19 protein-coding genes are annotated in these 18683 nt (G+C 70.8%); 7 read left to right on the forward strand and 12 right to left on the reverse strand.

Annotation, left to right across the window (positions count from 1 at the left end; translation table 11 throughout):
- Positions 1-123 precede the first annotated feature (123 nt).
- Complete coding sequence (locus ACZ6Z4_RS17680; RefSeq protein WP_465566768.1) at positions 124-1116, reverse strand: NAD-dependent epimerase/dehydratase family protein; 993 nt, start codon at positions 1114-1116, stop codon at positions 124-126.
- An 82-nt stretch (positions 1117-1198) separates the two neighbouring features.
- On the reverse strand, positions 1199-1300 hold the full coding sequence (locus tag ACZ6Z4_RS17685; protein ID WP_008356322.1) for a 30S ribosomal protein bS22: 102 nt from the start codon (positions 1298-1300) through the stop codon (positions 1199-1201).
- Between the two features lie 87 nt (positions 1301-1387).
- On the opposite strand from ACZ6Z4_RS17685, the gene ACZ6Z4_RS17690 reads away from it, so the two are divergent.
- Entirely contained in the window at positions 1388-2053 is a 666-nt protein-coding gene (locus ACZ6Z4_RS17690) for a class I SAM-dependent methyltransferase (RefSeq protein ID WP_465564768.1), read from the forward strand.
- A 6-nt stretch (positions 2054-2059) separates the two neighbouring features.
- Here the strand turns inward: ACZ6Z4_RS17690 and ACZ6Z4_RS17695 are convergent, their stop codons facing one another.
- Together ACZ6Z4_RS17695 and ACZ6Z4_RS17700 are read right to left on the reverse strand one after the other, a co-directional pair.
- A complete protein-coding gene (locus ACZ6Z4_RS17695; RefSeq protein WP_465564772.1) occupies positions 2060-2581 on the reverse strand; it encodes a GNAT family N-acetyltransferase in 522 nt (173 codons plus the stop codon).
- A 5-nt stretch (positions 2582-2586) separates the two neighbouring features.
- Positions 2587-4437, reverse strand: a complete 1851-nt coding sequence (locus tag ACZ6Z4_RS17700; RefSeq protein WP_465564775.1) for an AfsR/SARP family transcriptional regulator — start codon at positions 4435-4437, stop codon at positions 2587-2589.
- A gap of 129 nt (positions 4438-4566) precedes the next feature.
- On the opposite strand from ACZ6Z4_RS17700, the gene ACZ6Z4_RS17705 reads away from it, so the two are divergent.
- Entirely contained in the window at positions 4567-5433 is an 867-nt protein-coding gene (locus ACZ6Z4_RS17705; RefSeq protein ID WP_465564778.1) for an alpha/beta fold hydrolase, read from the forward strand.
- Positions 5434-5492: 59 nt separating this feature from the next.
- On the opposite strand, the gene ACZ6Z4_RS17710 is transcribed toward ACZ6Z4_RS17705, so the two are convergent.
- Positions 5493-5708 (reverse strand): helix-turn-helix domain-containing protein, encoded by a 216-nt coding sequence (locus ACZ6Z4_RS17710; protein ID WP_012923942.1) that lies wholly within the window; start codon positions 5706-5708, stop codon positions 5493-5495.
- 135 nt (positions 5709-5843) lie between these two features.
- Entirely contained in the window at positions 5844-7019 is a 1176-nt protein-coding gene (locus ACZ6Z4_RS17715; RefSeq protein ID WP_465564783.1) for an acetoin utilization protein AcuC, read from the reverse strand.
- A gap of 233 nt (positions 7020-7252) precedes the next feature.
- On the opposite strand from ACZ6Z4_RS17715, the gene ACZ6Z4_RS17720 reads away from it, so the two are divergent.
- The 4 genes from ACZ6Z4_RS17720 (at position 7253) to ACZ6Z4_RS17735 (ending at position 12038) form a co-directional block, all read left to right on the forward strand.
- Positions 7253-7909: a DUF4097 family beta strand repeat-containing protein gene (locus tag ACZ6Z4_RS17720; protein WP_465564786.1), complete on the forward strand. Its 657-nt coding sequence runs from the start codon at positions 7253-7255 to the stop codon at positions 7907-7909.
- Between the two features lie 18 nt (positions 7910-7927).
- Positions 7928-10114, forward strand: a complete 2187-nt coding sequence (locus ACZ6Z4_RS17725; protein WP_465564793.1) for a S9 family peptidase — start codon at positions 7928-7930, stop codon at positions 10112-10114.
- Between the two features lie 163 nt (positions 10115-10277).
- Positions 10278-11252: a tryptophan--tRNA ligase gene (trpS, locus tag ACZ6Z4_RS17730; protein WP_465564795.1), complete on the forward strand. Its 975-nt coding sequence runs from the start codon at positions 10278-10280 to the stop codon at positions 11250-11252.
- Positions 11253-11297: 45 nt separating this feature from the next.
- Positions 11298-12038 carry an endonuclease/exonuclease/phosphatase family protein gene (locus ACZ6Z4_RS17735; RefSeq protein WP_465564797.1) on the forward strand — a complete coding sequence of 247 codons (741 nt, stop codon included), beginning with the start codon at positions 11298-11300 and terminating at the stop codon, positions 12036-12038.
- On the opposite strand, the gene ACZ6Z4_RS17740 is transcribed toward ACZ6Z4_RS17735, so the two are convergent.
- The 6 genes from ACZ6Z4_RS17740 to ACZ6Z4_RS17765 form a co-directional block, all read right to left on the reverse strand.
- Entirely contained in the window at positions 12028-12930 is a 903-nt protein-coding gene (locus ACZ6Z4_RS17740) for a TIGR03560 family F420-dependent LLM class oxidoreductase (protein WP_465564803.1), read from the reverse strand. The two genes, ACZ6Z4_RS17735 and ACZ6Z4_RS17740, sit on opposite strands and share 11 nt — an antisense overlap.
- Before the next feature lie 10 nt (positions 12931-12940).
- On the reverse strand, positions 12941-15343 hold the full coding sequence (locus ACZ6Z4_RS17745; RefSeq protein ID WP_465564806.1) for a glycoside hydrolase family 65 protein: 2403 nt from the start codon (positions 15341-15343) through the stop codon (positions 12941-12943).
- Positions 15340-16068, reverse strand: coding sequence for a beta-phosphoglucomutase family hydrolase (locus ACZ6Z4_RS17750; RefSeq protein ID WP_465564809.1), 729 nt, complete (start codon positions 16066-16068; stop codon positions 15340-15342). Before ACZ6Z4_RS17750 ends, ACZ6Z4_RS17745 begins: the two co-directional genes overlap by 4 nt.
- An 11-nt stretch (positions 16069-16079) precedes the next feature.
- A complete protein-coding gene (locus ACZ6Z4_RS17755; protein WP_465564812.1) occupies positions 16080-16643 on the reverse strand; it encodes a hypothetical protein in 564 nt (187 codons plus the stop codon).
- A gap of 79 nt (positions 16644-16722) precedes the next feature.
- A complete protein-coding gene (proC, locus tag ACZ6Z4_RS17760) occupies positions 16723-17532 on the reverse strand; it encodes a pyrroline-5-carboxylate reductase (RefSeq protein ID WP_465564814.1) in 810 nt (269 codons plus the stop codon).
- A 151-nt stretch (positions 17533-17683) separates the two neighbouring features.
- Positions 17684-18025, reverse strand: coding sequence for a hypothetical protein (locus tag ACZ6Z4_RS17765; protein WP_465564817.1), 342 nt, complete (start codon positions 18023-18025; stop codon positions 17684-17686).
- A 140-nt stretch (positions 18026-18165) separates the two neighbouring features.
- On the opposite strand from ACZ6Z4_RS17765, the gene ACZ6Z4_RS17770 reads away from it, so the two are divergent.
- On the forward strand, positions 18166-18660 hold the full coding sequence (locus ACZ6Z4_RS17770) for a hypothetical protein (protein WP_465564819.1): 495 nt from the start codon (positions 18166-18168) through the stop codon (positions 18658-18660).
- Positions 18661-18683 lie beyond the last annotated feature (23 nt).

Here is an 18683-nt window from a genome sequence, read left to right on the forward strand (position 1 = left end):
ACCCCAGACCCGACCCTCTTCTCTCCCCCCCCCCCCCCCCCCCCCCCGCCCCCCCCCCCCCCCCCCCCCCCCCCACTCCCCCGCCCGGGTCGCCCGCCGGAGCCGATCGGGATGATCTCCGCGTCAGCCACGGAGCGCTCCCAGCCCGGCGGTGAGCAGCTTCGACGCCGTGGTCATCGCGCCGGTGCTGATCGAGGCGCGGAAGTCGTCGAACGCCTCCGCGGTCGTGTACCGCGGCTCGAAGGCGAACTCGGTCCGCATCCGGGTCGTGTCGACCGCGCGGCCGTAGGTGAGGAAGGTGATCTGGTCCGGCGAGAAGTCGGCCAGCCGCGCCCGCCGGACGACGGCCGCCGTGCTCGAGGCCGTGAACGAGGGCAGCCGGACCACCGGGCGGCCGAGCCGCCGGATCGCCTGGGACAGCACGAGGACACCGTCGCCGGCCAGGTTGAACGTGCCCGGGAGGTCCTCGACGGTGGCGTGGTGGATCGCCTCGACGCCGTCGCTCTCGTGCAGGAACTGCAGGCGGGCGTCGTACCCGAAGACGGTCGGGACGACCGGCATCGCGAAGTAGCGGGTGATCGGGGAGTCGGTCTGCGGGCCGATCCAGTTCGCCATCCGCAGGGTGCTGACCGTCACGTCGGGACGGCGCCGGGCGAACCCGCGCACGTAGCCCTCGACCTCGACGGCGTCCTTGCTCAGCCCGGTGTGGTGGATCGCGCGCGGCGCCATCTCCTCGGTGAACATCGCGGGGTCGCGAGGACCCGCGCCGTACACCGTGGTCGACGACTTGACCACCAGCTTGCGCAGGCCGGGCGCCTTCTGGCACGCGGCGAGCAGCTGCATGGTGCCGATGACGTTGATCTCCTTCATCGACGACCGGCCGCCGGCGCTGCCAGGGGTCGCCACCACGCCCGTGTGGACGACAGTGTCGACGTCCTCACCGGCGATGACCTTGGCGATCACGGGGTTGCGAATGTCGGCCCGGACGAACCGGACCCGGCCGAGCTCGGCCCGCGGCGGGACCACGTCGATCCCGATCACGGTCCCAATGGAGGGGTCCGCGGCCAGTCGCCGCGCACACCGAGCGCCGGCGTCCCTGGAGACGCCGGTGACCATCACCACCTGTGCCACGAGTGACCCCCAGCCAGACAGCAACCCCGCACAACGCCGCTCTGGTGACCAGAGCGGCTGGAACTGCTTACTTGCCGAGCTTGCGGCGCTGCACCCGCGTCTTCTTCAGCAGCTTGCGGTGCTTCTTCTTCGCCATCCGCTTACGGCGCTTCTTGATAACCGAACCCACAGTTGGACCTTCCAAACTTAAAGAGAGCGTCGGCAAAGCCTACCCGTAAGTGTGCGTAGGCACCTAAGTGAGGGGTAGGTAAGGGGGATGAGAGCTCGATACAACGGCGTCGCCGACTGGTACGCCGCTCGCAGTACGCACTGGGCCGAGGACAACCGCGACGACCTGCTGGAGCTGCTCGGACCCGGCCCGGGAAGGCTCTGTCTGGACCTTGGCTGCGGCACCGGAAACTACTTCGAGATGATCGCTGAGACCGGGCGCAGGATCGTCGGCCTGGACCGTTCGGCGGACCAGTTGCGGTACGCGAAGGCGAGGGGCGGCGTGCCGCTGGCCGAGGGTGACGCGGCCCGGCTGCCGTTCGCGGACGGGAGTTTCGACGACGTCGTCGCGTTGTGGATCTCGACCGATCTCGACGACTTCCCGGGGACGTTGCGCGAGGTCGCACGGGTGTTGCGGCCGGACGGGTTGTTCTACTTCTACGGCGCGCACCCGTGCTTCAACGGGCCGCACATCGAGTACCAGGAGGACGGCGGGCGGCTGGCGCACCCGACGTACCGGCAGTCGGGCTGGCACGAGCCGGCGCCCTGGACAGGGGACGACGGGATCAGGCGGACGGTCGGGATGCGGCACACACCGCTGGCCGAGTTCCTGAACGCGTTCCTCGCCGCCGGGCTGCTGCTCGATCACGTGGTCGAGCCCGCCGGTGGGCCGGTGCCGGCGGGGCTGGCAGTCCGAGGGAGGCGGATCGGGTAAGCGCCGCTAGTCGGCCAGGTGCGACCAGATGCGGAGCTGCAGGTCGCGGCTCTTCTGCATCAGTTTGATCGGCGGAAGGTCGGTCGGGGTGTAGCCGGTGCGGGTGGCGACGGCCTCGCTGGCCTCGTTGCCCGGCTCGATCTCAAGAATCACGCGGTGCAGACCGAGCACCTCGTGCGCATACCCGGTCAGTACGTCGAGCGCCCGCCCGGCCAGCCCCCGCCCGCGGTACGCCGAGCCGACGACGTACCCGAGCGCGCTGGTCCGCTGGTTGATCATCACCTCGCCGAGCGGCTGCTCGCCGTCGGTGGTGATCGCCAGGTGGATCCGCCCGTTGTCGGTGTGCGCGGCGTCGTAGTACTCCTCGGCCGCCGCCAGGTCGAACGGCGTTCGCAACGGCGTCCAGTACGCGATCTCCGGGTCGTCGAACAGCGCCGACATCGCGGCCAGGTCACCGCGCTCCCACTCGCGCAGCACCAGCCCCTCCGCTGCGATCCGCAGCCCCGGACCGCCGTACCTGATCGCCATGCGGGTCAGTCTGCAGCAGGATCGCGCCGCAGGCGATACCAGATTTCGCGCACCGGGCCGAGCGAGACGAGGCCGCTTCCGGCGCTCTCCTCGGCCAGCGCCGGCGCGAGCGCGGCGACCGCCCGGGCCATCACCGCTTTGTTGCCTTGAGCAAGGGCTGCCTCGCCGACCAAGGTCCAGAGCAGTTCCTGGAGGAGGTCGTGCGGCGGGTCCGGTACGTCGTCCAGGCCGGCGCCGGTGAGGAGAGGCCGCACCCACGGTTCGTACGGTCCGTAGTCCGCGTCGGCGTCCAGCGGTGCGTTGCCGAGCCGCACGGTGAGGATGGCGAGGGCGAGCAAACCCCCTTGCAGGCCAGGCATTCCGGCGCCGTCGAGGAGCTTGGCGGCATCACGGTAGGCGGCTTCGCTCGGGTCACGCAGTACGGCGTACCAGCGGGTGAAGACGGCGACCAGCGGCGTCTCGTACCGCGCCGCCAGCTCGTCGGCCGCGGCGGCGTGAAGGCCGGCCACGACGAAGTCACCGAGGGCCGCGCGGGTCTGGATGCGGATCAGATGACCGAGCACCTCGTACGTCGGGAGTGCGTGCTTGCGGGCGAGCGCGATCAGCTCGACACCGATGAAATCGCGTTCCAGCGCGAGTCCGGTGCTGTGGAAGGTCTGCATGAACTCGCCGTTCAGCGCGAAGGCGAGCAGCGCTGGATCTTCCAGCTCACGAGCAATCGCCACTGCCTCCAGCGCGGCGGCCCGTGCGCGCGGCGAATCACTCCCCCGGGACTCGATGGCGATCGTCGCCAGCAACCGTGCTCTCAACTGCACGGACGACAACTGCTCGAGTGTCCGCTCAGCTGCCGCGACCACTGTCGCGGCTTGCTCCTCGTCGTCCGAGCGCGTCCAGATCGCCGGTACGTCGTACGCGCCGATCACCCGCGCCGTCAGCTCCGGATCGCTCAGCTCCTCGGCCGCCGCGATCGCCGCCACCCGCTGCTCCCGCGCCGCCACCAGCCCACCGCCACCAGTGATCGCCAGACTCCGCAGCAACCCCACCGTCGACTCCAGCCGCGCCCGAGCCCCCACCGCGTCGTACGACGCGACAGCCCGCTCCCACACAGCACTGGAGCTCTCCTGCAAGTGCTCAGCCTGCCGCAGGATGTCGCCCTCCAGCTGTCGCAGCCCCGGCCCGGGATCGACTCCCAACTGCTCCACCAACAGCCCCCGAGCCCGCCGTAGCACCGCCAGCGCATCCCCCTGCCGCCCCGACCGGTAGAGCGCCAGCGCCAGCAGCCGCCAGCCCTCCTCCCGCCACGGGTGCTCAGTCACGTGTGCATCCAGCTCAGCCACGGCCTCCGCAGCCCGCCCCGACCCCACCCGCCCCGCCGCGACCAGCTCCACCGCCTGCAGCCGCAGCTCCGTCAGCCGCGCCCGCTCCGCTCGCGCCCACGGCTCGTCAGCGAACTCGGCGTACGCCGGCCCGCGCCACAACCGCAGCGCCTCCTCGACCCCGACGCCGTCCCGCACCGCCCGCTCGAACCGCCAGGCGTCGACCCCGTCCTCCGGCAACCGCAGCGCGTACCCCGGCCCCTCGGTCACCAGCACCTGCGGCTTCCCCCGCGCGGGCCGCTCCGGCTCCACCGCCCGCCGCAGCGCGGCCACGAACGTCCGCACCGCACTCACCGCGCCTGCCGGCGGCGCGACCCACAGATCGTCGACCAGTACGTCGACCGGCACCACCCGCCCGCGCGCCACGATCAGCCGCCCGAGCACCGCCCGGTGCCGCGGCCCCTTCAGCGCGAGCGCCTCCCCGTCCTTGCCCCAGGCAACAACAGGCCCCAGCACCCCGAACCCCGGCCGCTCAGTCACTCCCCAAAACTAGCGCCCACCCGAGCACCCCCGAGCCGCCGCGGCGCGGGCGGCGCTCATCAAATGCTCATTCGGGCGCAGCAGGCTTGGCCACAACTGGCCATTGGTGATGGGAGCTTGATGAGCGGGATGACTGGGTTCGAGGATCAGCGGGTGGTTGTGGCTGACGGAGTCGCGTTGAACGTGGCGGTGGGTGGGGTCGGGAGCCCCGTGGTGCTGCTGCACGGCTTCCCGCAGACCCACCTCATGTGGCGGCACGTCGCCGCCGAGCTGGCCGAGCACCACACGGTGATCTGCCCCGACCTGCGCGGGTACGGCGCCAGCGACAAGCCGGTCGAGGCGACCGAGGACACCTACTCCAAGCGCACGATGGCCGCCGACATCGTCGCCCTCGCGAGGGAGCTCGGCCACGAACGCTTCGCGCTGGTGGGCCACGACCGCGGCGCGCTGGTCGCGTTCCGGGCGGCGATGGACCACCCGGAGGCGGTGACACACCTGGCGAGCCTCGACGTGCTGCCGACCCTCGACATGTGGTCGGTGATGCAGGGCACCTCGGCCGCAGTCGGCTTCCACCTCTACCTGATGGCTCAGCCACCCGGCCTCGCCGAGACGATGATCACCGCCAGCGCCGACGCGTTCTTCGGCTACTTCCTCGACCTGTGGGTGAAGAACCCGCAGGCGATCCCCGCCGACATCCGTACGGCGTACCTCGACGCCTGCCGCGGTGCGGTCCCGTCGATCGTCGCCGACTACCGAGCGAGCGCCGGCATCGACGTACGCCACGACCAGGCGGATCTGGACGCCGGGCGGAAGCTCTCCATGCCTGTCGCCGTGATGCAGCAGGACTGGGGCACGGCCCTCGGCTTCGACGCCGCCGCCCGCTGGCGCGCCTGGGCCGCCGACCTCGTCCACCACACCACCACCAGCGGCCACTTCATGGCCGAGGAGTCCCCGCACGAGGTCACCGACCTCATCCGCCAGCTGCTGAAGCGCTGACGCAGGGCAAGGCGCAGCGGCCGGTCCCTGGGGGATTCCGGCCGCTGTGCTTCTCGTAGTTATCCGGCCTGGAAGAAGGCGCCCTTGAGGTAGTCGTGCACCGCGTCCTCCGACACCCGGAACGACCGGCCCACGCGGACCGCGGGCAGCTCGCCGGAGTGCACCAAGCGGTACACCGTCATCTTGGACACGCGCATGGCCGTGGCGACTTCAGCCACGGTCAGGAACTTCACCTCGGCGAGCGGCTGCTCACCGCCGGACTTCTTTGATGCCATAACGCACCGCACTTCCAGCACGGATCGTGCGCCGGCTTCCCCTCCGGCACCTCCGCCCGTGCATGAACCGAGCGTAGTGGCTGATGGTACGAATGGGAAAGAGGGTGTCTGGTGTGACTCGGCCGAACGCTCGATTCAGTACGTCGGGTCGAGGCCGAGCAGCGGGAACGAGATGTCCCGGGTGGCCTTGATCGAGCGGTCCAGCCAGGTGTCGGGGTTGTAGCCGGACGCCCAGGACTCGTACGAGCCGTCGTTGCCGTCGGTCATCCGGCCGGGCGCGATCCGGGCGTAGCGCAGCTTGACCTCCTCACGCCAGGACTCCGGTACGGCGGTCGTCGGCTCGATCGGCTTCCCGGCGACGATCGCCAGCAGGTGCGTCCAGGCCCGCGGGACGACCTCGATGATCGCGTAGCCGCCGCCTCCGGTCGCCACCCACTTGCCGCCGCAGACCTCGTGCGCGAGGTCGTGCAGCGCCGCGTACGCCGCGCGCTGGCCGTCGACGGTCTTGGTCAGGTGCGCGAGCGGGTCCTCGACGTGGGAGTCGCAGCCGTGCTGCGTGACCAGGACGTCGGGCCCGAACGCCTTCACCACGTCCGGGACGATCGCGTGGAACGCGCGCAGCCAGCCGGCGTCGCCGGTACCGGGCGGGAGCGGGATGTTCACCGCGGTGCCCTCGGCGCCCGGGCCGCCGGTCTCCCCCGCCGCACCCGTGCCGGGGAAGAGCGTGGTCGGCGACTCGTGCAGGCTGACGGTGAGGACGCGCGGGTCGTCGTAGAAGACCGCCTGGACGCCGTCGCCGTGGTGGACGTCGACGTCGACGTACGCGACCTTGCGGGCGCCGTGGTCGAGCAGCCACTGGATCGCGATCGCGGGGTCGTTGTAGACGCAGAAGCCGCTGGCCTGGGCGCGCATCGCGTGGTGCAGGCCGCCGGCGATGTTCGCGGCGTGCAGGACCTCGCCCTCCCAGACCGCGCGGGCGGCCTCGACGGAGGCACCGGCCACGTGCGCGGAGGCGTCGTGCATGCCGGGGAAGCAGTAGGTGTCGTCGGTCCCGAGCCCGTGCCGCAGGTCGGGGACGTCCGGATCCTGGCCGGCCCGTTTCACCGCGGCGATGTACTCCGCGGTGTGCACGGTGCCCAGGAGCTCGTCGGACGCGGTCGGGGCCGGGACCACCCGCAGCTGGTCCAGGACCCCGAGGGCCCGGGCCAGCTTCACCGTGAGCTCGACCCGGACCGGGCTCATCGGGTGGCCGTGGCCGAAGTCGTACGCCGTCAGGCCCTCGTCGAAGACCAGCATCGCCTCACCACTCATGCCCAAGACCTTAGCCCCGGCCGCACCAACACGCCCGCCGGAGCGTTCACCGGCAAACCAACGCAACGACACTCTGCGCCGACGTTGCGTTAGATTCTCATCCAGTGCAATGAAATAGCCGCTCTGAACTGCACAAATGCCTCACGCGTCGATCATTGTTGTTGCCGGATCCATGAACGCAACGTAGCGTTTCCCTCATCAGAAACACCAACGACAACATCCCGGAGACCATCATGCAGACCTTCGCCAGCACCGCCCCGATCAGCACCGTCATCGACATCCCGGCCGGCCGGATCCAGCTCATCGCCGCCGACCGCACCGACACCACCGTCGAGGTCCGGCCCGCCGACGCGGACAAGAACCGCGACGTCAAGGCCGCCGAGCAGACCACCGTCGAGTACGCCGACGGCGTGCTGCGGATCGTCACCCCGACCAAGCACCAGATCCTCGGCAGCTCCGGCTCGATCGAGGTCACCGTCCAGCTCCCGACCGGCTCGCGGGTCGAGGCCACGGCGGCCGGGGCCGAGCTGCGCGCGGTCGGCCGGTTCGGTGACTTCGCCTTCGAGGGCGCCCAGGGCGACCTCAAGATCGACGAGGCCGCGACCGTCCGGGTCGACACCAAGGCCGGCAACGTCACGGTCGGCCGGCTCACCGGCAACGCCGAGATCACCACACTGCAGGGCGACCTCACCATCGACGACGCCGTCAGCGGCACCGTCGTCCTGACCACGCAGGCCGGGAACATCTCGGTCGGCTCCGCGGCCTCGGCCGCCCTGGACGCGGGCACCACGCTCGGCCGGGTGCAGAACTCGCTCAAGAACGACGGCGAGACCGCCGTGACCATCAAGGCCACCACCACCAAGGGCGACATCACCGCCCGCGGACTCTGAGCAGAGGACAACCACCGTATGACCAGCACGCAGGACTACCAGGCGGCGGAGCAGCTGCTCCGCCGCCCCGCCCGCCCCGGCGAGCTCGTCGTCGGGGACAAGGTCCGGCCGCAGTGGATCGACGGGGGCGCCCGGTTCTGGTACGCCGTCAACACCGGCACCGAGCACCGGATCGTCCTGGTCGACCCGGCCGCGGGCACCCGTGAGATCGTCGCCGAGCCGCCCGCGCCCACCGCGCGGGGCAACGCCGAGGACCCCACCGCGCCGGGCTCCGCCGACACCGACGCCGAGGCGCCCACCGGCAGCCCGTCCGCCAATCCCCTCGACGTCGCATCCCCCAACGGCAAGTTCGCGGTCTCCCGCCGGGGCCACGACCTCTGGGCGGTTTCTCCCGACAGCGAGTGGGCCCTGACCACCGACGGCGAGGCCGACCACGCGTACGGCGCCGGCCCGTCCTCCACCGCCAACCCGACCCTGCTCCGCAAACTCGGCATCCCGTACCTGCCGCCCGCGGTCGCCTGGTCGCCCGACTCGACCAAGGTGCTCACGCACCGCACCGACGAGCGCGACGTCCGCCAGACCCACCTCCTGGAGGCCCGCCCGGCTGACGGCAGCGCCCCGGCCGTCCACACCCAACGCTTCCCGTACGCCGGTGACGAGCACCTGCCGCTGGCCGAGCTGGTCGTCCTGGATGTTGCCACCGGCAACGTGATCCGCGCCCAGGCCGAGCCGCTGCAGACGCCGGTGATGTCCCCGGTCACAGCCCAGTGGGCGTGGTGGGCCCCGGACAGCTCGGCGGTCTACTACCTCAGCCGTCCGCGCGACCTGCGCACGCTCACGCTGCACCGCCTCGACCCGGCGACCGGCGAGGTCACCACGGTGATCACCGAGTCCGGCGAGACCCGTGTCGAGCCCAACCAGTTCATGACCGAGGCGCCGATCGTCCACACCACCACCGACCACATCCTCTGGTACTCGCAGCGCGACGGCTGGGGCCACCTCTACCGGTACGACGTCCGCACCGGCGAACTCCTCAACCAGGTCACCTCCGGCGACTGGGCAGTCCGCCAGATCCTCCACGTCGACGAGCAGGAGCAGGTCGTCTACTTCACCGCCTCCGGCCTGGTCGCCGAGGACCCCTACCGGCGTACGGTCTGCCGGGTCGGGCTGGACGGCACCGGCTTGGCCAAGGTCACCGACGACGACCAGGACCACGTCGTCACGGTCTCCGCGAATCACCAGTACTTCGTCGACTCCGCCTCGACGGTCGAGACGCCGCCGGTGACCAGCGCCCGCGACTGGGACGGCAAGGTCCTGGTCGAGCTCGAACGCGCCGACATCAGCAAGCTCGTCGCGACCGGCTGGACGGCGCCGGAGCGCTTCCGCGTGAAGGCGGCCGACGGCGTCACCGACCTGTACGGCGTGCTCTACCGACCGCACGGCTTCGAGTCCGACCAGCGCTACCCGATCGTCGACACCCTCTACCCGGGCCCGCAGGTCACCCGCGTCGCGCCCTGCTTCGACCCGGGCGGCATGGGCCTCGACGCGGAACCCCTGGCCGCGCTGGGCTTCGTGGTGATCGCGCTGGACGGCCGCGGTACGCCGGGCCGCAGCAAGGCGTTCCACGACGCGTCGTACGGGCACCTGGCCGACGCGGGCTCGCTGGAGGACCACGTCGCCGCGCTGCACCAGCTGGCGGCCACCCGGCCGTGGATGGACCTGGACCGGGTCGGCGCGTTCGGCCACTCCGGCGGCGGGTACGCCGCGGCGCGGGCGATGCTCGACTTCCCGGCGACGTACAAGGTCGGTGTGGCGATGTCCGGCTCGCACGATCCGCAGTTCTTCAACGCCGGCTTCGCGGAGGCGTACGACGGCGCGGACGCCCCCGAGATCTGGGCCCGCTCGTCGAACGGGCAGGCCGCCGACCGGCTCGAGGGCAAGCTGCTGCTGGTGCACGGGGAGATGGACGACCAGGTCCACCCCGACCACACGCTCCGGCTCGCCGACCGGCTGATCGCCGCGAACAAGGCGTTCGAGCTGCTCGTCGTACGGGGTGCGGAGCACGCGTTTCTCGACTGTCTCGCCTACGTCCGCGGGCGTTGCTGGGACTTCCTGGTCCGCGAGCTGGCAGGCACCGAACCGCCCGGCCACCGGCCCGAGCCGATCGTCATCGGACCGGAGCTCTTGGCCGAGATGTTCGCCTGATCTATGCTGCTCAGTGTGAACCGACTGACCTTGCAGCAGTGGTGGGCCGCCTGACGGCGGACCCCCAGCGTTCACACGCATCCAGAGGCCGCCTCGCCGAGGCGGCCTCTTTTGTTGGCCTCGGACGGGGTGGCGACTCCACCCACAGAAGAGGACGAACAAGATGACTTCGGTGTCCGGCATCATGCCGACCGGCCGGCTGACCCTCGGCAACCACCTCGGCGCGCTGCGCCGCTTCACCGACCCGGACGGGTTCTACTTCGTCGCCAACCTGCACGCGATGACCATGCGGCACGTGCCCCGGCGGCTGGCCGAGCTGACCCGGGAGACCGCGACGCTGATGCTCGCGGCCGGCTCCCCCGAGGGCACGGTGTTCGTGCAGTCGGAGGTCCCGGCGCACGTCCAGCTCGGGTACCTGCTCGAGTGCACGTCGTACGTCGGGGAGCTGTCCCGGATGATCCAGTACAAGGACAAGGGCCGGGACAGACCGATGACCCGGGTGTCGCTGTTCACCTACCCGTGCCTGATGGCCGCCGACATCCTGCTCTACGGGACCGACCGGGTGCCGGTCGGTGACGACCAGGACCAGCACGTCGAGCTGGCCCGGGACGTGGCGATCCGGTTCAACCGCGAGTACGGCGAGACGTTCGTCGTGCCGGAGCTGGCCAAGGCGGCGTTCGCGACCCGGATCAAGGACCTGCAGACGCCGACCGCGAAGATGAGCAAGTCCGACGTCGACGACGCGATCGGGACGATCCGGCTGCTCGACCCGCCGGACGTGATCCGCCGGCAGGTGATGAAGGCGGTCACGGACTCGGAGAACGTGGTCCGGCACGACCCGGAGCACAAGCCGGGGGTGACGAACCTGCTGGAGATCCTGGCCGCGTGCACCGACGGTGATCCTGGTGAGCTCGCCAAGGGCTACCACAGCTACGGCGAGCTGAAGACCGACGTCGCCGATGCGGTGCTGAGTGTGATCGAGCCGCTGCAGCGCCAGTACGCCGCTCTGGCGTCGGACCCGGCGACGGTCGACGCGCTGCTGGCCGCCGGGCGGGACCGGGCGATCGAGGCCGCCGCGCCTTTGTTGCTGAAGGCAAGCACTGCGATGGGTCTGGCCACGGAACGCGCCCTGGTTTGAAGGGGTGACGGCCGGGAGCCGTCGCAGGTTTGGTTGGATCGAGGGGTGAGTGTGCAGCTGCGGGTGGCGACGTTCAACATCCGGAACTCCTCGGCGCCGGACGGCGACGACTCCTGGCCGCTCCGCCGGGAGGCGACGGTGGCGGCGATCGCCGCGCTGGAGGCGGACGTGGTCGGGTTGCAGGAGGTGCTGCCCGATCAGCTCGACTACCTGCGCGAACGCTTCGACGACTGGAAGATCGTCGGCGCCGGGCGGGACGACGGCGTGGCGGCGGGTGAGCACTCGGTGGTGATGGTCCGGCCGGGCGCCTGGGCGATCACGGCGTCCGAGACGCGCTGGCTGTCGGCGACGCCCGGCGTACCGGGGTCGGTCGGGTGGGACGCGGACCTGACCCGGATCGCGACGCTGGTCCAGCTCGAGTCCGCAGGTCAGCGGGTCGGGGTGGTCAACACCCACTACGACCACATGGGGGAGACCGCCCGGGTCGAGTCGTCCCGGTTGATCGATCAGTGGGCGACGGCCGATCGGCCGTGGATCCTGATGGGTGACCTGAACGCCGAGCCGGGCTCGCCGCCGCTGAAGGTGCTCACCGACGCGGGCTGGACCGACGCGCTGCCCGCGGACACCGGCGGGACGTTCCACGACTTCACCGGGGTGGCCGACGAGCGGATCGACCACATCCTGGTGAAGGAACTGCAGGTGCTGACGGCAGAGGTCGCCCAGGACCGGCCAGACGGTCGCCTGCCGAGCGACCACTGGCCGGTCGTCGCGACGCTCAGATCTTGACCAGGACCTCTTCGCGCAGCCGCTCCAGCGCGTCGAAGCGCTGGTTCCCCGAGCCGTAGAACGAGTCCGGGATCAGCAGCTCGTCGATGCCCGCGTCCGGGTACTGCGAGAGCGTGTCCAGCACGTGCTCGGCGCTGCCGATCACGACCGGGCGGCCGGCGGCGATCAGGTTGTCGCGGTACGCCTCGGCCTCGGTGTCACCGGCGTCGATCACCTTGATCATCGCCTGTGTCGAACGCCGTACGGTCGAGGGATCGCGGTCGAGCTTCTCGCAGTGCGCGCGGAACACCTCGCCCTTGTGCCGGGCCAGCTCCGGGAGCCCCCAGTGGTTCCACTCGTCGGCGTACCGGGCGACGATCCGGAGCGCGACCTTCTCGCCCGACGCGCCGATCAGCAGCGGCAGGTGCGCGGGCTTCGGCTCCAGCGGCGCGCCGCTGAGCTGGTAGTGGGTGCCGTCGAAGCTGAAGCGGTCCTCGGTGAGCAGCCCGCGGATCACCTGGCAGGCCTCCTCGAAGCGCGCCAGCAGCTCCTTCACCGGCGGCAGCGCGATCCCGTACACCTCGTGCTCGTTCACCTGCCAGCCCGCGCCGACGCCGAGCACGAACCGGCCGCCGCTGAGCTGGTCCATCGTGGCCGCCCAGTTCGCGACGACGGCCGGGTGCCGGTAGGTGTTGCCGAACACCATCGACCCGACCCGCACCCGCTCGGTCCGCGCCGCGAGTGCGCCGAGCAACGCCATCGCCTCGTTCACCGGCACCGACAGGTCGTCGTTGTTCTGCATGAAGTGGTCGGCGATCCAGACGCCGTGCCACCCGGTCCGTTCGGCGTACTCCGCACCCTCGAGAATCTCCTGCCAGGTCCGCGAGGCGGCCGGCCACAGGGAATAGTCCATGGGACCGACCTTATGCCTCCCCGGCGAGGTGCTTCTCGCGGTTCTCCCTGGGGTGTTTCGTGACGGCCGACATCGGCTCGCGGCCGACCGGCTGGGGCGGGCGGGGCAGCAGCGGCTTGCGCTTCTTCAGCGGCTTGCTGACCGGCTGGTCCGCGGTCACCACGACCTCCTCGCCGGCGTGCAGGAAGCTGATCCGCGCGTCGGGTCCGTCGTGGACGGCGTACGTGACCTGGTGGTGCTGGACCTCGACCCGCAGCCGGACCCCGCGCCAGCGGACCCGGAAGACCAGGCCGTCGAGCCCGTCCGGCAGTGCCGGGTCGAAGCTCATCCAGCCGTCCTTCTCGCGCAGACCGCCGAAGCCCGCGACCAGCGCCATCCAGGCACCGGCCAGCGACGCCATGTGCAGCCCGTCGCCGCTGTTGTGGTGCAGGTCGAGCAGGTCGATCAGCGCCGCCTCGTAGGCGTAGTCGTAGGCCAGGTCGAGGTGCCCGACCTCGGCCGCCGCGACCGCCTGGACGCACGCGGACAGCGACGAGTCCCGGACGGTCAGCCGCTCGTAGTAGTCGAAGTCGCGCGCCTTCTGCTCGGGCGTGAAGGCATCACCGCACCAGTACGTCGCCAGCATCAGGTCGGCCTGCTTCACCACCTGCCGGCGGTACAGCTCGAAGTACGGCGCGTGCAGGAGCAGCGGGTACCGGTCCTTGTACCCCTCGAAGTCCCACTCGGCGTACCCGGTGAAGCCCTCGGACTGCGGGTGCACGCCGAGCTTCTCGTCGTACGGGACGTAGACGGCGCCGGCCGCGTCCCGCCAGGCCGCCTCCTCCTCGGAGTCGACTCCCAGCTCGCGCGCCTTGGCCGGATACTTGGCCGCGTACGACGCCGCGGCGCGCAGGTTCCGGGCCGCCATCAGGTTGGTGAACACGTTGTCGTCGGCAACGGCGCTGTACTCGTCCGGGCCGGTCACGCCGGGCAGGTGCCAGCGGCCGTCGCGGTCGTGGTGCCCGAGCGAGATCCACAGCCGCGCGGTCTCGACCAGCAGCTCGACGCCGACGTCGGTCATGAACTGCTCGTCGAGCGTCGCGCAGTAGTAGCGGGTGACCGCCTCGGCGATGTCGGCGTTCAGGTGGAACGCCGCTGTCCCGGCCGGCCAGTAGCCGGAGCACTCCTGCCCGCGGATCGTCCGCCACGGGAACGCCGCGCCCTTCAACCCGAGTACGCCGGCCCGCTCCTTGGCCTGCTCGAGGATCGAGTGCCGCCAGCGCAGCGCATCGGCGGCGGCGTCCGGGATCGTGTAGGTGAGCACCGGGAGCACGAAGCCCTCGGTGTCCCAGAACGTGTGGCCGTCGTACCCGGCGCCGGTCAGCCCCTTCGACGGGATCGCCCGCCGCTCGGCCCGCGCACCGGCCTGCAGCACGTGGAAGAGCGCGAACCGGACCGCCTGCTGGAGCTCGGCGTGCCCGTGCACCTCGACGTCGGCGGCGTCCCAGAAATCGTCCAGGAACTCCTTCTGCTGCCTGACCAGCCCGTCCCAGCCGGAGAACTGCGCACTGGCCAGCGCGGCCGCGACCTGGTCCGCGATCGCCGTCTCCGACCGCAGGCTCGACCAGCCGTACGCGACGTACTTGACGACCCGCAGCTTCTCGCCCGGCTGCAGCTCGCAGATCACCGTGTTGCGGGCCCAGTTCTCCCGGACGTCCAGGTCGACCTTTGTACGGACGGTGGTGTCGACCTCGTGGGCCATCCCGGCCGCCATCAGCTGGTTGCTCTGACAGGTCCGGTGCACCAGGACGACGTCCTCGTCGTCGCCGTGCTGCGAGACCGGCTGCAGCGGGTTCTCCAGCACCGCCGAGACCCGCGGGTCGTCGGACAGCCGCGGCTGGGACTCGTTGGCGACCAGCTCGGACTGGATCACGATCCGGGTCGGCTGGTCGACCGCCTCCACGACGTACTCGATCGCGGCGATCGCGCGCTGGGTCAGCGAGACCATCCGGCGGGAGCGGATCTTGACCCGCTTCCCGGCCGGGGACGTCCAGTCCGCGTCGCGCTGCAGCAGGCCGGCGCGGAAGTCGAGGACCCGCTCGTGGCTGTGCAGTTCGCCGTACCGGACGTCGAACGGCGAGTCGTCGACGAGCAGCCGGATCAGCTTGCCGTTGGTGACGTCGACCAGGGTCTGGCCGGACTCGGGGTAGCCGTAGCCGGCTTCGGCGTACGGGAGCGGGCGGCGCTCGTAGAAGGAGTTCAGATAGGTGCCGGGGATCGCGTACGGCTCACCCTCGTCGAAGTTGCCGCGCAGGCCGATGTGGCCGTTGGACAGCGCGAACAGCGACTCCGACTGGGCCATCCGGTCGAGGTCGAGCCCGGTCTCGCGCAGCGACCAGGGCTCGATCGGGTGCTCGGCGGCGCGCTCGGTCATTTCCCGTCCCCGTCCAGCAGCTCGGCCAGGTCCTGTACGACGACGCTCGCGCCGTGCTTGCTCAGGGCGTCGGCCTGGCCGACCCGGTCGACGCCGACGACGTACCCGAAACCGCCGGCCTTCCCGGCCTCGACACCGGCCAGCGCGTCCTCGAAGACGACCGCCTGGGACGGCGCGACACCGAGCTGTTTCGCGGCGGCGAGGAAGGTGTCGGGCGCCGGTTTGCCGTGCAGGTGCTGCTCCCGGATGGTGACCCCGTCGACGCGCAGCTCGACGTACTGGGCGAGGCCGGTGACCTCCAGGACCTCCTGGGTGTTCGCGCTCGACGAGACGACCGCTCGGCGGAGGCCGGCCTGCTGCGCGGCCTGCAGGTAGCGGCGGGAGCCCTCGAAGACGCGGACGCCGTCGGTGCGGATCTTGCGCTGGACCGCGTCGTTCTTCCGGTTGCCGAGACCGTTCACGGTGCTGGCCGACATCGGGTCGTCCGGGTCGCCCTCGGGCAGCGTGATGTCGCGGGAGGCGAGGAAGTCGCGGACACCGTCGGTGCGCGGCTTGCCGTCGACGTACTGCTCGTAGTCCTCGTCCGTGAAAGGGGCACCACCGCGATCCTTCAGGAACGCGTCGAACATCTCTTTCCAGGCCGCGGCGTGCACCGCCGCGGTGTCGGTCAGTACGCCGTCGAGGTCGAACAGGCAGACCGTGACCCCCGCGGGCAGTCCCAGCATCGCTGCACCTTTCAGATCATGTGCCAGCGAACCAGGAACGCACCCACCGACAGCACCAGGTATGTCAGTACCAATACCACCCCGAGGCCAGGACGGGGGCGCGACCGGCGGACCGGGCGGTCGGCAACTGCTTCCCGGGCGGCCTCGATCACGCTCGCTACCTCGTCGGTACGGCCCTTGGTGATGCCGTTGATCTCGTTCTCGTCGCGGCCCGAGCCGAGCACCACCGACCCGTCGACGACCTCGACCCGGTCGACGTCCTGCCAGGCCAGGCTGCGCACGAGCAGGCTGGTCCGGGCCTTCAGCGTGGCCTCGGTGATCTCGACCTTGTACAGCACGACGCCGCCCGCGACCCGGACCACGGACGCGCCGATCAGCGTGAACAGGCCGACCGCGAGGAAGTCGCGGGCGCCCATCCAGAGCCAGGAGTTCAGCACCGGGACCGCGACGAACGGCAGGACGAACAGCGCCCACGCCCACCACGGCGCACGGTCGAGCGGGACCCGCCACGGCAGCGCGGGCAGCCGCCCGGCGGCCGGAGCCGTGGCGGCCGGGTCCACCGAATGGTTGTTCATGGCCGGGACCATAGTCGTCTCATCCTTGAAGTGGCAGGAAACCGCGACGACAACACTAACGGTGACGCGCCGTCCGGCGTTACTCGGCGGCGAGGTCGCGCGACCGGTTGCGGGCCGCCTCGATCGCGGACAGGAACGCGGCCCGGACCTTGTGGTCCTCCAGCTCGCGGACCGCGGCGGCCGTCGTACCGCCCGGTGAGGTGACGCGCTCGCGCAGCACGGTCGGGTGCTCACCGGTCTCGCGGAGCAGCTTCGCCGACCCCGCGACGGTCTGCACGACCAGCTCGGTCGCCGTCCCGCGCGGCAGGCCCATGTGCACACCGGCCTCGATCATCGCCTCCACGACGAAGAAGATGTACGCCGGCCCGGAGCCGCTGATCGCGGTCACCGCGTCCTGCTGCTTCTCCGGAACGCGCACGACCTTCCCGGTCGCGGCGAGCAGCCCCTCGGCCAGCACCAGGTGGCTCTCGTCGCAGTGCGCGCCACGGGAGATCGCCGCCATCCCCTCGTCGACCAGCGCCGGCGTATTCGGCATCACCCGCACAACCGCGACGCCCTCGGGCAGCCGCGACTCGACGAACCCGGTGGTGATCCCCGCCGCCAGCGAGACGACGGTCTGCTCCGCCCGCACCGCCGGCGCGATCTCCTTGAGCAACTCCGGCATGTCCTGCGGCTTGACGACCAGCACGAGCGTGTCCGCCTTCGCGGCCGCCTCGACGTTCGTCACCACGTCCACGCCGTACCGCTCCCGCAGCTCGGCCGCCCGCTCCTCGCGCCGCTCGGTGATCAGCAACTCCGCCGGTCGCCGCCCGGCCCGCAACAGCCCCGACAACAGGGTCTCCCCCATCACCCCGGCCCCGAGAATCGCCACCTGCCCGTTCGCACTCATGCGCTCAGGCTAACCGTTCGACTTTGATCGAAATCCGGGTCGTGCCCACTGCGTGGGACGGAAGCTGCTACGGCAACCGCCCTGCCGAAAGGAGACCCCCATGCCCCGCACCGACGGCACCCCCGCCTCCGTCAGCTGGTGAACCCACCGGTCAGCCCACACGGACAGCGAAGAAGTCACCGCACGAGAACGAGAAGAACCCCGCTCCCTCGGCGACGCGGAACCTTAGCCCTTCCAGCCCGTCCGCGCTGACGTCCCTGACGTCGACCACGTCAAGGCTCACCGGATCCGGATACTCGGGCCACGCCACCGCCAGCCCGACAACCCCCAGAAAAGTCGCTTCCAGCCGCAACCGACCATCCACCGACTCGGCGGCCACAACCACGTTCTGCCCGGCCGGCTCACTGCGCACCGCGAAATTCCGCAGCACCGGCATCTCAACCGTCCGCAGCGCCGCCCAGCCCGCGGCATCGCTGGTGACTGACTCGATCATCTGGGGAGCTCTCCTGGGTCGGAAGTCTTCTGGCCTGATTCTGAGGGCTGATCGAGTTCGATCGAAAAGCCGGACGAGCGACCGGGCGTTCACGCAGAGTGAAAGGGACAGCACAACCTCCGCCCGAAAGGTCGTTCTGAATGATCAAGCTGCTCGGAACCACGAAGCGCGTTCTCGCCGTCGCTGCCGGCGTCATGCTGATCGGGGCCGGCGCTGCCAGCACGGCCAGCGCTGCTCCGGCGCCGGTTGACGTGCGCGACGCTGCCCAGTCCGGTGAGGCCGTCAAGGTTGTCGGGGCCGATCGGATGGTCGCCGCGGCGGCGCCGCCGGCTGGGTGCATCGGGATCCACACCAGCTGGGCCGCCACCTGCTTCCAGTGGGACGGCGACGACCAGTGGGTGGTCGACCTGGACGCGAACGGCTGGACCGCGGTCGCCGGTGTCGACACCAACTACGGCAAGGAGCGCGACTGCGCGGCTCCGGCCGCGGCCGACGGGTGGAAGGAGTGCAAGTACGACCACCGCGAGGGCACCTGCGTGCGCTTCTTCCTGTACGAGAAGAAGTCCAACGGGACGTTGAACCGGGTGAGCGCGTACTCGCCGTGGTACAGCACCTCCAACGGCGCCCGCTGCTGACCTGATCTCCCGTCCGCTTGGCG

The organism is Kribbella sp. NPDC104740 (genome assembly GCF_055583505.1).

Excerpts from the sequence above, each read along its gene's own strand:
- ACZ6Z4_RS17680 (WP_465566768.1), bottom strand. The coding sequence starts at position 1,116 with ATGGTCACCGGCGTCTCCAGGGACGCCGGCGCTCGGTGTGCGCGGCGA.
- ACZ6Z4_RS17765 (WP_465564817.1), bottom strand. The coding sequence starts at position 18,025 with ATGATCGAGTCAGTCACCAGCGATGCCGCGGGCTGGGCGGCGCTGCGG.
- ACZ6Z4_RS17740 (WP_465564803.1), bottom strand. The coding sequence starts at position 12,930 with ATGGACTATTCCCTGTGGCCGGCCGCCTCGCGGACCTGGCAGGAGATT.
- ACZ6Z4_RS17715 (WP_465564783.1), bottom strand. The coding sequence starts at position 7,019 with ATGAGTGGTGAGGCGATGCTGGTCTTCGACGAGGGCCTGACGGCGTAC.
- ACZ6Z4_RS17745 (WP_465564806.1), bottom strand. The coding sequence starts at position 15,343 with ATGACCGAGCGCGCCGCCGAGCACCCGATCGAGCCCTGGTCGCTGCGC.
- ACZ6Z4_RS17710 (WP_012923942.1), bottom strand. The coding sequence starts at position 5,708 with ATGGCATCAAAGAAGTCCGGCGGTGAGCAGCCGCTCGCCGAGGTGAAG.
- ACZ6Z4_RS17755 (WP_465564812.1), bottom strand. The coding sequence starts at position 16,643 with ATGAACAACCATTCGGTGGACCCGGCCGCCACGGCTCCGGCCGCCGGG.
- trpS (WP_465564795.1), top strand. The coding sequence starts at position 10,278 with ATGACTTCGGTGTCCGGCATCATGCCGACCGGCCGGCTGACCCTCGGC.
- ACZ6Z4_RS17705 (WP_465564778.1), top strand. The coding sequence starts at position 4,567 with ATGACTGGGTTCGAGGATCAGCGGGTGGTTGTGGCTGACGGAGTCGCG.
- ACZ6Z4_RS17690 (WP_465564768.1), top strand. The coding sequence starts at position 1,388 with ATGAGAGCTCGATACAACGGCGTCGCCGACTGGTACGCCGCTCGCAGT.
- proC (WP_465564814.1), bottom strand. The coding sequence starts at position 17,532 with ATGAGTGCGAACGGGCAGGTGGCGATTCTCGGGGCCGGGGTGATGGGG.
- ACZ6Z4_RS17770 (WP_465564819.1), top strand. The coding sequence starts at position 18,166 with ATGATCAAGCTGCTCGGAACCACGAAGCGCGTTCTCGCCGTCGCTGCC.
- ACZ6Z4_RS17750 (WP_465564809.1), bottom strand. The coding sequence starts at position 16,068 with ATGCTGGGACTGCCCGCGGGGGTCACGGTCTGCCTGTTCGACCTCGAC.
- ACZ6Z4_RS17695 (WP_465564772.1), bottom strand. The coding sequence starts at position 2,581 with ATGGCGATCAGGTACGGCGGTCCGGGGCTGCGGATCGCAGCGGAGGGG.
- ACZ6Z4_RS17720 (WP_465564786.1), top strand. The coding sequence starts at position 7,253 with ATGCAGACCTTCGCCAGCACCGCCCCGATCAGCACCGTCATCGACATC.
- ACZ6Z4_RS17725 (WP_465564793.1), top strand. The coding sequence starts at position 7,928 with ATGACCAGCACGCAGGACTACCAGGCGGCGGAGCAGCTGCTCCGCCGC.